This window comes from Micromonospora sp. NPDC049903 (genome assembly GCF_044460945.1).
In the GTDB taxonomy this organism is placed as follows: Bacteria; Actinomycetota; Actinomycetes; order Mycobacteriales; family Micromonosporaceae; genus Micromonospora.
The window spans coordinates 1-13452 of sequence record NZ_JBITKL010000052.1; the positions used below are offsets into that span (position 1 = coordinate 1).

Sequence of the window (13452 nt, forward strand, 5' to 3'; positions counted from 1 at the left end):
CTCTCTGGGGGGGGTGGTGTGGTCGCCGGGGGGGGGGGGGGGGGGGGGGCCACCCCCCCCCCCCCCCCCCCCGGCCGCCGGCGGGGGGGGGGGGGGGGGCCCCCCCCGCCCCCCCGCGCCCGTCACGCTGCTCAGACCCCGGTCGCCGTCCGGTTGACGTAGTCCAGCAGCGATCGTGGCGTGTCGCAGCTCTCGACCACCTCGTCCGGCAGCGTCACGGCGTACTCGCGGGAGATCCGGGAGACCGTCTCCAACAGGGCGAGCGAGTCGAAACCCAGGTCGACGAAGGGGGTGTCCAGGATCTCGCGGTCCAGGTCGACGGAGTCGTCCTCGCCGGCCGAGGCGCGCAGGATGCGGCGCAGGTCGTCGAGGTGGAGCGGCTGGTCGGCGGTCATGATCGTCCTTTCGGGTCGGGGTCGGTCCGGGTCACGAGGCGACGCGGCGGAGCACGGCGGCGGCGTTGAAGCCGCCCCGGCCCCGGGCCACCACCAGCACGTGGCGCAGTGGCAGCGACCGGGGCTCGCCGGTGACCAGGTCGATCGGGCAGTCGGGAGCGGGGGCGTCCACGCCGACGGTGTGCGGCGCGACGCCGTCGCGGATGGCGAGCAGCGCGGTGGCGAGGTCCAGTGCGGCCGCGCCGGCCTGGAGCCGGCCGACGGTGCTCTTGGGCGCGGTGACCGGCACCCGCCGTGGCCCGAACACCTCCGCCAGGTCGGTCGCCTCGGTCCGGTCGGCCGCGCGGTCACCGGCGCCGTCGGCGAAGACTAGGTCCACCTCGTCGGGGGTGATGCCGGCGTCGCGCAACGCGCCGGTGATCGCACGGCGCAGCCCGGTCGCGGGCACACCGGCCGGGTCGAACGTCGCGGCGTAGCCGGCCAGTTCGCCGTAGACCCGGGCGCCCCGGGCCCGCGCGGATTCCGCGTCCTCCAGCACCAGGTGCGCGCCCCCCTCGCCGGGCACGGCACCGTCGGCGTCCGCGTCGAACGGCAGGTAGGCCCGTCGCGGGTCGGTACGGCTGCTGAACCCGCCGGTGCTGAGCCAACCGGCGAGGCCGAGCGGGCACAGTGCGCCGTCGACGCCGCCGGTGAGCACCACCGGGGTGCCCCGGCGGATCTGCCGTCGCGCGTGCCCGATCGCGTCGAGCCCGCCCGCGTGGTCGGTCACCAGGGCGGCACCCGGGCCGCGCAGGTTGTGCCGGATGGAGATCTGGCCCGAGTTGACCGCATAGAACCAGGCGAAGGACTGGTACGCGCTGACGTGGCTGCCGCCCTTGCTCCAGAGGTTCTCCAGTTCCCGCTGCCCGAACTCGAAGCCGCCCATCGAGGAGGCGGTGGCCACGCCGACGTCGTACCGGACGCCCTCGACCGCCGGCACCCCGGCGTCGGTCAGGGCCTGCTCGGCGGCGTACAGGCTGAGTCGGGTCATCCGGTCGGTCTGGGGCAGCAGCCGGCCCGGCAGGTGCTCCTCGGCGACGAAGTCGGGCACCTCACCGGCGACCCGCAGCGGGTAGCCGGTGGCGTCGAAGCGGGTGATCGACCGGATGCCGCTGCGCCCCTGCACGGTGGCCTGCCAGTACGCCTCGACGTCGAGACCGGTGGGCGCGGCCACGCCGAGTCCGGTCACGACCGGGGCGTTCACGCCGCCCGCCGATCGGGCCGGGCCAGCACCACCGCGCTCTGGAAGCCGCCGAATCCACTGCCGACGCTGAGCACCGTCTCGGTGCGGTGCTCGCGGGCGACGTTCGGCACGTAGTCGAGGTCGCACTCGGGGTCGGGTTGGTGCAGGTTGGCCGTGGGCGGCACCAGGTGGTGCTCCATCGCCAGCGCACAGGCCACCAGCTCCAGCGCACCGATCGCGCCGAGCGAGTGCCCGATCATGGACTTGATCGAGCTGACCGGTACCCGGTAGGCGTGCTCGCCCAGGCTGCGTTTGAAGGCGGCCGTCTCGTGCCGGTCGTTCTGCTTGGTGCTGGACCCGTGGGCGTTGACGTAGTCGACCTGCTCGGGTGCCAGGTGCGCCTCGTCCAGCGCCACCCGGATCGCCTCGGCCATCTCCACGCCGTCGGCGCGCAGCCCGGTCATGTGGTAGCCGTTGCAGCGGCTGCCGAAGCCGGCGACCTCGGCGTACACCGGGGCCCCTCGGCGGCGGGCGTGCTCCAGCTCCTCCAGGACCAGCACCCCGGCCCCTTCGCCGAGCACCAGGCCGTTGCGGGTCGAGTCGAACGGACGCGACGCGTGCTCCGGATCGTCGTTGCGCGGGCTGGTCGCCTTGATGGCGTCGAAGCAGGCCAGGGTGATCGGTGAGATCGGCGCGTCGGTGCCGCCGGTGACCACCACGTCGGCACTGCCCTCGCGGATCAGTTCGGCGCCGTGCCCGACCGCGTCGAGGCCGGAGGTGCAGCCGTCGGAGATCAGGGCGACCGGTCCCTGCGCGCCGACGACGTGTGCCACCTCGGCCGCCACCGCGCTGGGCACGAACCAGTCGTAGAGCTGCGGTACCGCGTACGTCGGGTCGACCAGCCAGGACCGGCCGCCGTCGCTGAGCACGACGTACTCCCGCTCCATGCTGGTGGTGCAGCCGACCGCGCAGCCGAGCGACACCGCCACCCGGTGGCCCTGTTCGCCCGGCAGGTCGAGGCCGCTGTCCGCGACCGCCTCCCGCGCGGCGACCACGGCGAACTGCGTGGCCCGGTCCATCCGCCGGGCCTCCTGGGGCCCGAGCCCGGCCTCGACCGGGTCGAAGTCGCACTCGGCGGCGATCCGCGAGCGGTAGGGCGACGGGTCGAAGGCGGTGATGCCCCGGGTTGCGGTGCGGCCTGAGGAGAGCAGGTCCCAGAACTGCTTGACGTTGCTACCACCCGGGGCGACGGCCCCGAGTCCGGTGACGACCACGCGACGGCTCATGGTCCGACGGTCGCAGCGGGTGCTCAAGCGACGGTCGAGCCCTCCTGGAAACGGAGGCCGTCCACGGCGGTCCGGGCCGTGGCGACGGCGACCAGGTCCGCGTCGCGGCTGCCGGCGTGGGCCGGGAGCGCGGCCAGCGCCGCGCACCGGCCCTGCCGCACCGTCGGGTGCCGGCGGGCCAGCGCGGTCAGTCCGTGCGGCGCACCGGCCTCGACGAGCACCTGCGGCTCCGTGGCCAGCAGGGCATCCAGCGCGGCGCCGAACTGGACCGGTGCGGCCGGTTGGGCGGCCCAGTAGGCCGGGTCGGTGGCCACCTCGGCGGTCATCCGGGCCCCGGTGTAGCAGGAGAACAGCGGCAGGCGTGGCGGGCGCAGCGGGAGCGTGCGCAGCAGTGGTTCGGCGCGCGCGGCCGCGTCGGCCAGTGCGGGGCTGTGGAACGCGGTGGTCGACCGGGCCCGGCGGCAGGTCACGGCGTCGGCGCGCAGCCGCTGCTCGACGTGGGTCAGGGGCGTCTCCGGGCCGGCGAGCAGCAGTTGCCCCGGCCCGTTGACCGCGCCGACCACCACCCCGTCACCGAGGTACGGCCGTACCTGTTCGGGGGTGGCCGCGACGGCGAGCATGCCGCCGGGCGGGGCGTCGGCGAGGTGCCCGAGCCGGTCGCGGAGCACGCGTACCGCGTCGGGCAGGCTCAGCACGTCGGCGAGGGTCGCCGCCACCACCTCGCCGACGCTGTGGCCGAGCAGGGCCACCGGTTCCGGGCCGTCGTCGAGCAGCGTGCGACCGAGCCCCCAGCCGATCGCGAACAGCAGCGGCTGCGCGCGGCGCAGGTCGTCCAGAGGTACGGCCGGGTGGTCGGTGAGCCAGTCGGCGCGGATCGCGTCGCCCTCCGGACCCCAGAGCGCGAACACCTCGTCGACGTGGCGGCGGAAGCCCGGGTGTCCGTGATAGAGGCCGACCGCCATGCCGGGTCGTTGGGCGCCCTGGCCGGGGAGGAGCAGGGCCACGCGTCGGGTCGTGGGTGCGGACATGCCCCGACCGTCGCACCTGTCACTTGAGGGCGGCTCAAGGCGTACCCGCTCGACGGGTTCTCGAGTCCCGGCCGAGCACGGCGCGCGACGGTGGCGGTACGCGACGGCGGTGCCGAGGCGAACCCCCGGCGCGCTCCGCGCCATCGCCCGCCCCACGAGCGGTCGGCGATCCGCCGCCGGACCGACGCCACGAGCGACGATCCGGCGGCGGTGGACGCGCGGAGCCCGTCGCGATCCGGTGATCCGAGGGAGCGGCAGACAGATGCGATTCGACGGAATCCGGGTGGCCGGCGTGGCCGCGTACGTGCCGGGGCGGACGCGGGTGGTCGACGCGGTCGCCGACGGCCGGTGCAGTCAGCGGCTCGCGACGCAGACCGGCCTGGACGCGGTGAGCGTGTCGACCGAGGAGTCCGGGCCGGAGCTGGCGGTACGCGCCGCCGAGCTGGCCGTCAAACGCTCCGGGCACACTCCGGACGAGGTGGCGCTGCTGCTGCACGCCACCGTCTACCACCAGGGACACGACGTGTGGGCACCGGCGTCGTACATCCAGCGGATGGTGCTCGGCAACCGTTGCCCGGCGCTGGAGATCCGCCAGCTCTCCAACGGTGGACTCGCCGCCCTCGACCTCGCGGCGGCGTACCTCACCGCCGCGCCGCGACGTGCCGCGGCGCTGCTCACCACCGGGGACCGCTTCTGCCCACCGGGCTTCGACAGGTGGAACAGCGACCCCGGCACGGTCTACGGCGACGCCGGTACGGCCCTGGTGCTCTCCCGGCACACCGGGTTCGCGCGCCTGCTGAGCCTGGTGACGGTCTCCGAGCCGGACCTGGAGGGCCTGCACCGTGGCGACGACCCGTTCGGCGCCGCGCCGCTGGCCCAGCGACAGCCGGTGGACCTGGACGCGGTCAAGAAGGCGTTCGTCGCCCGCACCGGGGTGTCGTACAGCATCAGTCGGGTGGTGGCCGGTCAGTCGGAGGCGGTGGACCGGGCACTCGCCGAGGCGGGGCTGACCTTCGCCGACGTGGACCGGTACGTGTTGCCGCACTTCGGGCTGCGCCGGCTCACCTCGTCGTACCTGCGGCCGTGGCAGGTGGACCGGGCCGTCACCACCTGGGCCTGGGCCAGCACGGTCGGCCACCTGGGGGCCGGCGACCAGTTCAGCGGGCTCACGTACCTGGTGGAGACCGGAGCGCTGCGCCCCGGCGAGCGGGTGCTGCTCGCCGGGGTCGGAGCGGGATACACGTGGACCTGTGCGCTGCTGGAGATCGACGAGGTGCCCGGATGGACGGGGTGAGTCGCGGTACGCCTCAGGCCGCCGCCGGGTTGACCGTGGACCGGTCGACCCCGCTGGACTCCAGGTGCCACTTGGTCAGGATCCGGCGGTACGTGCCGTCGGCGATCAGCCGGTCCACCGCGGCCCGCAGCGGTTCGGCGAGACCGGCGCCCTTGCTGGTGGCCAGGCCGACGTCGCGGCGGCCCAGTTCGCCGACGAAGCGCAGTCCGGGCTGCTGGCTCGCGGCGTAGCGCAGCACGCTGGAGGTGCTGACCAGGATGTCGACGTGTCCCTCCCGCAGGGCCAGGAAGTGTGCGGCGGCGTCGCTGTAGGTGCTGATCTTGTACGGTTTGCCGGCGTCGACGCACACCCGTTCCCGCTGGCGCAGGTCCTGCTCGAAGGTGCTGCCCACGCCGGTGCCGATGGTCAGCCCGCACAACTGCGACACGTCGGTGACCTCGCGCAACGAGCTGTCGTCGCGGACCATGAAGCCGGTGCCGTCGGTGAGGTAGACGGTGAAGTCCAGCACCTTCTTGCGTTCCTCGGTGACCGCGAAGTTCGCGGTGCCGACGTCGAACCGGCCGGCGGTCAGCCCGGTCAGCAGCGACGCCCCGCTGACCTGCTCCCGGCTGACGGTCAGGCCGAGGACCCGGGCGGCCGCGTCGGCGATGTCGATGTCGACGCCGCGCGGCGGGCCACCGTCCTGGGGGTGGAAGGCGATCGGCGGGGTGCCCACCGCCGAGCCGACGGTCAGCCGACCCCGCTCACGGATCTCGGCCGGCAGCAGCGCCGCGATGTCCGGTGCGGCCTGCACCTGCGACACCACGTCCTGGGCGCCGAGGTCGGCGGGTGCCTCCCCACCGGTGGGGGCCGGCGCGGCGTGGACGCACCCGGTCAGCAGGCCGAGCACGGCGGTCGCCGTCACGGCGACCATCCAGCGGGTGTGACGCGACAAATACACCTTCGTCTCCTTCAACGGTTGAGGATGGTGGCGAAGAACCGCGCGGTGCGCTCCTCGCGAGGGCGGTCGAGCATCGTGGCGGGTGGACCCTGCTCGACGATGCGACCGCGGTCCATGAAGACGATCTCGTCGGCGACCTCGGCGGCGAAGCGCAGTTCGTGGGTGACGATCAGCATCGTCATGCCGCCCGACGCGAGGTCGCGGACCACCGAGAGCACCTCCCCGATGAGTTCCGGATCCAGCGCGCTGGTCGGCTCGTCGAAGAGCATGACCTTGGGACGCAGCGCCAGGGCGCGGGCGATGGCGACGCGTTGCTGTTCACCGCCGGACAGCTCGCGCGGGTAGGCACGCTCCTTGTGCGCCAGGCCGACCCGGTCCAGCAACTCGCGGGCACGGGCGAGGGCCGCGTCGCGGGGCAGCCGCTGCACCGCGATGGGCGCCTCCACGAGGTTCTGCACGACGGTCAGGTGCGGGAACAGGTTCAGCGCCTGGAACACCATCCCGACCTCGGTGCGGTGCCGGGCCAGCAGCCGTGGCGACGCCTCGACCAGTCGGCCGCGCCGCAACACGTGGCCGACCGGCTGACCGTCGACCAGGACCATGCCGGCGTCGGCGCGTTCGAGACGGTTGACGCAGCGCAGCAGCGTGCTCTTGCCCGAGCCGGACGGGCCGACGACGCAGGTGACGGTCCCCCGGTCGACGGTGAGGTCCACGCCCTCGAGCACGGTGGTGGCGCCGAACGCCTTGCGGACGCCGACGAGCTGCACCATCGGCCGGAGCGGGTCGTCGTCGTGCATCGTGGCGCTCACCGTTCCGCTCCGTCGGCCAGGGCCCGCAGGCGGGCGCGCAGGGGCAGGCCGTTCCGGCCGCTGCCGCGCCCGAAGTAGCGTTCGAGGAGATACTGGAGTCCACTGAGGATGGTGGTGAACAGCAGATACCACAGCGTCGCCACCAGCAGCAGCGGGATCACCAGGTAGTTGCGGTTGTAGATCAGTTGGACGGAGAAGAGCAGGTCCTGTCCGGCGATCACGCTCACCACCGAGGTGCCCTTGAGCAGCGCGGCGGCCTGGTTCGCCGAGGGCGGCACGATGGCCCGCATCGCCGGTGGCAGCACGATGCGCCACAACGTCCGCGTCCGCGACAGTCCCAGCGCCTGGGCCGCCTCGGTCTGCGACTTGTCCACCGACAGCAGTCCGGCGCGCACGATCTCGCTGGCGTGCGCCGCCTCGTGCAGGGTCAGCCCGATGACCGCGGCGAGGAAGCCGTTGATCAGACCTCGGGTCTGCACGTCCAGCAGGGTCGGGCCGAACGGCACCTCGACGGTGATGCGGGGATAGAGCAGCGAGATGTTGTACCAGAACAGGAGCTGTACGAGGATCGGCACGGACCGGAACAGCCAGGTGTACCCCCAGCTCACCGACTGCAGCAGCAGGCTGCCGGAGAGCCGCATGACCGCCAGCAGCGTACCCAGGGCGAAGCCGCCGACCAGGGCGATCGCGGTGAGCAGGAGGGTGATCCGGAGCCCGTCGAGGATGACGTCGGCGGTGAGGTACTGCGCCACCACGTCCCACTGGAGTGCGGGGTTGCGCGCCAGGTTCTGCACCACGAGCAGCAGCACCACCAGGCCGGCCAGTGCCGCCACCCGGCGGCTGCGCCGGTACGCGGGTGGGGCGGGCGGGGCGGTGAGGTAGGTGTCGGCCGGTACGACCGTGCGGGTGGTCACCGGTGCCGTCAGAACCGGGGCAGCACGTGCGAGGCGAACAGCCGCAGGGAGCGGGCGGCCTGCTCGTACGGGACGTTGCCGGACACCACCTGCAGGCTCAGCGTCACGTCGCCGAACCACTCGCGGATGTTCTCCACCGCCGCGATCACCTGCTCCGGTGAGCCGACGAGGGCCTTGCCGGCGGCGACCTGCCGGTCGAAGTCGCCCTTGCCGACCCGCTCCACGATCTTCTCGTAGCCCGGGTAGTCGGTGCTGCGGGTGTGCGCCCAGGCCGACACCGCGTCGGCGAGCGTCCGGTGGGACTGTTCGGAGTAGCCGCGCCCGAGCCTGCGCGCCTCGTCGGGATCCTCGGCCAGGAACGCGTTGTAGCTCATGTGGACGTCCTCGTCGGTCGGGGTGAAACCGTTCGCCGCCGCGGCCTTGCGGTACAGCGCCAACACGTCCTGCACCTGCTCCCGCGAGTTGATCGAGGGCACCAGCATCACGCCGTGGCCGTCGCGGCCGGCGGCCTCGGCCGACTCCGGCGACTTGGCGGTGGCCACCAGGATCCGGGGGTGCGGCTGCTGCACCGGCCGGGGCAGCAGGGTGACCGGGCCGAAGCGGTGGAACCGGCCCTCCCACACCGCGTTCTCGGTGGTCCACAGCAGCGTGCAGGCGGCCACCCCCTCGTCGAAGCGGGCCCGGCTCTCGTCCAGCGGTATCCCGAACGCGTGGAACTCGTCGGGCAGGAACGCCCGGCCGAAGCCGACGTCGAGCCGTCCACCGGAGATGCCGTCGAGCATCGCGAGCTTGCCGGCGAGCTTGACCGGGTGCGTGAAGGCGGGCAGCACCGCGCCGGTGACCAGGCGTATCCGCTGGGTGCGGGCGGCTGCGGCGGCGAGGAAGGTGACCGGGTCCGGGCTGTAGCCGCCGTACGGGGAGAAGTAGTGCTCGACGGTCTTGACGTGGTGGAAGCCCAACTCGTCGGCCAGCTCCGCCAGCCGCAGGCTCTCGGAGAAGTACTGCCCGGCCGGTTTGTCCTGCGGGCCGACGGTCGGGAACAGGTTGATGCCGAACTTCATGCCAGCTCCCTCGGGTTCGGACGGGCCACGGCCGGTACGACCGTGGCGGCGTCGGACCAGGCGCGGTACGTCCCGCGCCGGTACAGCAGTGGGGCGTGCCCGGTCACCGTGACCGCCTCGACCAGGCCGACGACCACGGTGTGGTCGCCGAGCGGCACCGCGTGTCGCACGGTGCACTCGGCGTGGGCGGCGGACGCGTCGTCGAGCCGTGGCGCGCCCCGGGCTCCCGGCGATCCCGTCCAGGGCACGTCGGTGAACTTGTCCGCGCCGCTGCCGGCGAACCGGGCGGCGAGGTCACGCCGGTGCCCGGCGAGGTAGTTGACCGTGAAGGCGCCGCTACGCAGGATCCGGGGCAGGGTGCGGGACCGTTCGTCCAGGCAGACCAGCAGCAGCGGCGGGTCCAGCGACACCTCGCACACCGCGCTGGTGGTCAGCCCGGCCGGTTCGTCGCCGTCCAGGGTGGTCACCACCGCCACGACGCCGGGTACCGTGCCGAACAGCGCCCGGAACGTGGACGCGTCGACCGCCATGCGTACCCCTCCCACCCGCGCGCTGCTGCGCGGACGGCCCGCGCTGCGCCGACACTGGCGGTCCTCGCTAGAGGCCAGGTACACCGACGCTGGAGAGATCGACACCGGCCTCCGCGAGTCGGCGGCGCAGCAGGGCGGTCGCGTTGCGGTGCAGCGGGAAGTCCGCACCCGGCGGCAGCACCCCGCTGACCTCCAGCAGCCGCACCACCCGGGCGGTGACGACGCAGAACCGGAACGCCGCGTCGACCTCGTGGTACGCCAGGTGTTCCAGCGGGCGGCCCAGCAGCCGGGCGTAGTACGCCACCGTCTCGGCGCGGGTCGGCAGGCCGGGCAGGCGCGCCCCGCCGATGCCGGCGCTCAGGAAGCGGTCCATGTGCAGGAACCAGGCGAGGTCGCTCTCGGGGCGGCCGACGTCGGTCATCTCCCAGTCGAGCAGGGCGGCGGGCCGGTCTCCGGCGAAGACGACGTTGCCCAGCCGGGCGTCACCCCACAGCGGCGCGGGCGCGGTCGGCGCCGGTGGCCGGTGGGCGCGCAGCCACGCCAACGCCGCCGCGACGGCCGGGTTGCCGTCGGCACCGAAGTGGTCCAGGTGTTCGGCATAGAACTCCAGGTCACCGGTGGGTGCGGCGGTGACCGGCAGGGTCGCCGGATCGAGGCGGTGCAGCCGGCTCATCGCGGCGAGCGCCCGCCACCACACCGCCCGTTGCCGCGCGGGCGTCGCGTCGGCGAGCCAGCCCTGCCGGTGGTACGACGGCAGGTCCGCCGGCACCTCGCCGGCCACGCGGACCATCACCACGAACGGCGCGCCCAGCGGCTGCGGGTCAGGTTCGTGGCCGAGTACCGGAGCCACCGGCACGGCGGTGTCGGCGAGCGCCACCTGCATCGCGACCTGTTCCCGCCAGCGCAGGTCGGGGAAGATGCGGTGCCCGGTCGGTGCGACCCGAACCGCGAGCGGCACGGTGCGCTCCCGGCCGTGCTCACGCCACCTGGCGTCGCAGAGCAGGATCTCGGCGGAGAAGCCGGCGGTGCGCGGCACGGTCACCGGGCCCACCACCACGTCGTGGGCGGGCAGGGTGTCCCGCAGCCACTGCGCGAGCCGGGTACGGGTCAGTTCGGGGTCACGTTGCACGGGTATCGGCACGGGACCGCCTCCGATCAGGATGTGCCACCGGGTGGCGTGGGAACGAGGAAGGGCCGCCGACCGGCGTCGAGCGCGGAGAGCGCGTCCAGGCAGAGCACCGGCGCGGCGGGTGGGGGCGGGTCGAGCCAGGCCGCGCCGGTGCGGACGGCCTGGTGGAGTCGCCGCAGCGGCTCCGAGGGCGGGACACCGAGGTCGCGGCGCAGCGCGGCGGAGAGCCGTTCGTAGGCCCGTACCGCGTCGGCCTGCCGACCGCTGCGGTGCAGCGCGGTGATCAGGCTCGCGTGGATCGGTTCGCTGAGCGGATGGCGGCCGGCCAGGGCGGTGGCCGTGGGCACCACCTGCCGGTGCCGGCCGCAACGCAGCTCCGCCTCCAGGTAGCGCTCCACCAGCAGCAGCCGCCACTGGTCGAGGTGACCGGCGATCTGCTGGGCGACGGGGCCGGTGCGGACGTCGGCGAGCACCGCGCCGCGCCACAACGCGAGCGCCTCCCGCCACGACCGGGCGGCGCGGGTCGGATCGCCGGCCGCCGCCCGCTCCTCGCCCTCACGCACCCGCGCACGGACCACGCCGAGGTCGGTGTCGAGCGGGTCGACCCGCAGCCGGTAGCCGCGCTCGCAGGTGACCACCCGCGCCGGCACGTCGGCGTGCGCCAGCACCCGGCGCAGGTGCATGACGTACGTCTGGAGGGTGGTCGCCGCGCTGCGGGGCGGTTGGTCGTGCCACAGCTCCCGCATGCAGGTGGTGGCCGGCACCACCTCGTCGGCCCGCAGCACCAGCAGACCGAGCAACTGCCGTTGCTTGGGCGCGGTGGGTCCGGCGTCACCGCCGGGGCCACCGACCCGCAGGCCACCCAGGACGTCGATGGTCATCGCCGGACCTCCCGGTCGAGACGCCGGCTCCAGCCGGAACCGAGCCCGGTTGGGCTCACTGGGGGCGGTGACCCCGCCGTGGAACCGGAGGTGAGATGACGGACCAGCCAGGAGCCGCGCTGGTGCCGGTGGCGCCGGACGTGTACGCGTACGTCCAACGGCCGGGCGGCTGGTGTGTCGGCAACGCGGGCATCGTCGTCGGCACCGACCGCGTCGTGGTGGTGGACACCGCCGCCACCCGGGATCGGGCCGAGACGCTGCTCGCGCAGGTACGCCGGGTCGCGCCGGGCCGCCCGCAGGTGGTGGTGAACACCCACCATCACGGTGACCACGTCTTCGGCAACTGTGTCTTCCCGGCCGAGGCCGAGATCGTGGCGCACGAGCAGGCGCGCGCCGAGATGGCGCGTACCGGGCTGGCCATGCGCGAGCTGTGGCCCGACGTGGACTGGTCCGGGATCCGGCTGCGCCTGCCCGACGTCACGCTGCGCGAGCAGCTCACCCTGGACCCGGGCGGGGTACGCGTCGAGCTGATGCACCTCGGCCCCGCGCACACCACCAACGACGTGGTGGTGTGGCTGCCGCAGCGGCGGGTGGTGTTCGCCGGGGACGTCGTCTTCTCCGGACGGACGCCCTTCGTGCTGATGGGGTCGGTGACCGGCTCGCTGGACGCGCTGGCACGGATCCGGGCGCTGCGGCCACGCGTGGTGGTGTCCGGGCACGGTGAGGTGAGCGGGCCGGAGGTGCTCGACGCCACCGAGGCGTACCTGCGTTGGTTGCGGGGGTTGGCCCGGCAGGGCGTCGCCGACCGGCTGCCCGCGTTGGCGGCGGCCCGGGGCGCCACCGGGCATCCGTTCGCCCATCTGCCGGAGGCGGAGCGGCTCGTCGCCAACCTGCACCGGGCGTACGCGGAGGAACGCGGCGAGGCGCCCGGGGCGTACCTGTCGTCGCGGCCGGTCGTCCGGGACATGGTCCACCTGCACGGCGGTCCGCTCGTCACGTCGGTGTAGCGGCGGGCGGCGACGGCCGGTGCGCGGCACCGGCCACGACACGGCCGGACCGGTGGTCCGGCAGACGCGGAAGGGAGTTCTCATGGTCCTCAAGGGAAAGGTCGCGGTGGTCACCGGCGGCACCGCCGGCCTGGGCAGGGTCATCGCACGTACGCTCACCGAGGCCGGCGTCACCGTGGTGTCCGCGTCGCGCGGCGCACCGGAGACCGGGGACCGGTTCCCGGTCGACGTCGCCGACCGGGCCTCGGTCGACGCGCTGGTCTCCGGCGTGCAGGACCGGTACGGCGGGTTGGACATCCTGGTCGCCAACGCCGGGATCAGCCGGCCCGGTCCGCTGGTCGGCCTGCCGGTGTCGCAGTGGGACGAGGTGCTCGCCACCAACCTGACCGGCGTGCTGCACTGCGTGCAGGCCGCCGCGCCCCTGCTGCGGGCCTCCGGTGCCGGACGGGTGGTCACGGTCTCCTCGTTGCTGGCCCGGCGGCCGATCGTGGGGGCCGGCGCGTACAGCGTGTCGAAGGCGGCGATCGAGACGCTGACCCGGGTTCTCGCCGCCGAGCTGGCCGGCGACGGCGTCACCGTCAACGCCATCGCACCCGGCGTCGTCGACGAGGGCATGGGTCGCCAGATCCTCGCCAACGAACGGCTCTGGGGTCGGCTGCGCGGCTCGCTGGCCTCGGGCCGGGCCGCGACCGGTGACGAGGTGGCCCGCGCGGTGCTCTTCCTCGCCTCGCCGGACAGCTCGTACGTCAACGGGCACGTGCTGCACGTCGACGGCGGCCTGGACTACTAGCCCGGATGCCGCGCGGCGGCGGTCCGGACCGGACCGCCGCCCCGGATCAGGTCCCGTCATGGGCGACGTGGGGGCGGCGGGCGGACCCCCCCGCGCCCCCCCCGGCCCCGCCCGGCCCCGCGGGGGGGGGGGGGGTCACCCCCCCCGCCCCCCCCCCCCGCGCGGG

14 protein-coding genes are annotated in these 13452 nt (G+C 74.2%); 3 read left to right on the forward strand and 11 right to left on the reverse strand.

The window, feature by feature from the left end; all coding sequences use genetic code 11:
* Positions 1-131: 131 nt before the first annotated feature.
* Genes ACIBO1_RS32050 through ACIBO1_RS32065 form a run of 4 tightly spaced genes read right to left on the reverse strand, consistent with a single transcriptional unit; the run spans position 132 to position 3931 of the window.
* On the reverse strand, positions 132-395 hold the full coding sequence (locus tag ACIBO1_RS32050; RefSeq protein ID WP_176092683.1) for an acyl carrier protein: 264 nt from the start codon (positions 393-395) through the stop codon (positions 132-134).
* A 31-nt stretch (positions 396-426) separates the two neighbouring features.
* Positions 427-1638: a ketosynthase chain-length factor gene (locus tag ACIBO1_RS32055; RefSeq protein ID WP_396753019.1), complete on the reverse strand. Its 1212-nt coding sequence runs from the start codon at positions 1636-1638 to the stop codon at positions 427-429.
* Positions 1635-2903 carry a beta-ketoacyl-[acyl-carrier-protein] synthase family protein gene (locus ACIBO1_RS32060; RefSeq protein WP_396753021.1) on the reverse strand — a complete coding sequence of 423 codons (1269 nt, stop codon included), beginning with the start codon at positions 2901-2903 and terminating at the stop codon, positions 1635-1637. The genes ACIBO1_RS32055 and ACIBO1_RS32060 overlap by 4 nt, the downstream gene beginning before the upstream one ends.
* Positions 2904-2926: 23 nt before the next feature.
* Positions 2927-3931 (reverse strand): acyltransferase domain-containing protein, encoded by a 1005-nt coding sequence (locus tag ACIBO1_RS32065; RefSeq protein ID WP_396753023.1) that lies wholly within the window; start codon positions 3929-3931, stop codon positions 2927-2929.
* A gap of 262 nt (positions 3932-4193) precedes the next feature.
* Between ACIBO1_RS32065 and ACIBO1_RS32070 the strand changes: the two genes are divergently transcribed.
* The gene (locus ACIBO1_RS32070) at positions 4194-5225 is read left to right on the forward strand and encodes a ketoacyl-ACP synthase III family protein (protein WP_396753025.1); all 1032 of its coding nucleotides are present in this window, start codon (positions 4194-4196) and stop codon (positions 5223-5225) included.
* A 13-nt stretch (positions 5226-5238) separates the two neighbouring features.
* Here the strand turns inward: ACIBO1_RS32070 and ACIBO1_RS32075 are convergent, their stop codons facing one another.
* The 7 genes from ACIBO1_RS32075 to ACIBO1_RS32105 form a co-directional block, all read right to left on the reverse strand.
* On the reverse strand, positions 5239-6165 hold the full coding sequence (locus tag ACIBO1_RS32075) for an ABC transporter substrate-binding protein (RefSeq protein ID WP_396753027.1): 927 nt from the start codon (positions 6163-6165) through the stop codon (positions 5239-5241).
* 11 nt (positions 6166-6176) lie between these two features.
* A complete protein-coding gene (locus tag ACIBO1_RS32080; RefSeq protein WP_396753042.1) occupies positions 6177-6962 on the reverse strand; it encodes an amino acid ABC transporter ATP-binding protein in 786 nt (261 codons plus the stop codon).
* 8 nt (positions 6963-6970) lie between these two features.
* The gene (locus tag ACIBO1_RS32085; protein WP_396753029.1) at positions 6971-7888 is read right to left on the reverse strand and encodes an amino acid ABC transporter permease; all 918 of its coding nucleotides are present in this window, start codon (positions 7886-7888) and stop codon (positions 6971-6973) included.
* A gap of 8 nt (positions 7889-7896) precedes the next feature.
* Positions 7897-8949 carry an LLM class flavin-dependent oxidoreductase gene (locus ACIBO1_RS32090; RefSeq protein ID WP_396753031.1) on the reverse strand — a complete coding sequence of 351 codons (1053 nt, stop codon included), beginning with the start codon at positions 8947-8949 and terminating at the stop codon, positions 7897-7899.
* Positions 8946-9479, reverse strand: coding sequence for a flavin reductase family protein (locus ACIBO1_RS32095; RefSeq protein ID WP_396753033.1), 534 nt, complete (start codon positions 9477-9479; stop codon positions 8946-8948). Before ACIBO1_RS32095 ends, ACIBO1_RS32090 begins: the two co-directional genes overlap by 4 nt.
* A 67-nt stretch (positions 9480-9546) precedes the next feature.
* Positions 9547-10620, reverse strand: coding sequence for a phosphotransferase family protein (locus tag ACIBO1_RS32100; RefSeq protein WP_396753035.1), 1074 nt, complete (start codon positions 10618-10620; stop codon positions 9547-9549).
* Between the two features lie 14 nt (positions 10621-10634).
* Complete coding sequence (locus tag ACIBO1_RS32105; RefSeq protein WP_396753037.1) at positions 10635-11489, reverse strand: BTAD domain-containing putative transcriptional regulator; 855 nt, start codon at positions 11487-11489, stop codon at positions 10635-10637.
* A 95-nt stretch (positions 11490-11584) separates the two neighbouring features.
* Here ACIBO1_RS32105 and ACIBO1_RS32110 point away from each other — a divergent pair, with 95 nt between their 5' ends.
* Together ACIBO1_RS32110 and ACIBO1_RS32115 are read left to right on the forward strand one after the other, a co-directional pair.
* On the forward strand, positions 11585-12496 hold the full coding sequence (locus tag ACIBO1_RS32110; protein ID WP_396753038.1) for an MBL fold metallo-hydrolase: 912 nt from the start codon (positions 11585-11587) through the stop codon (positions 12494-12496).
* Positions 12497-12578: 82 nt separating this feature from the next.
* Complete coding sequence (locus tag ACIBO1_RS32115; protein WP_396753040.1) at positions 12579-13286, forward strand: SDR family NAD(P)-dependent oxidoreductase; 708 nt, start codon at positions 12579-12581, stop codon at positions 13284-13286.
* Positions 13287-13452: the final 166 nt, after the last annotated feature.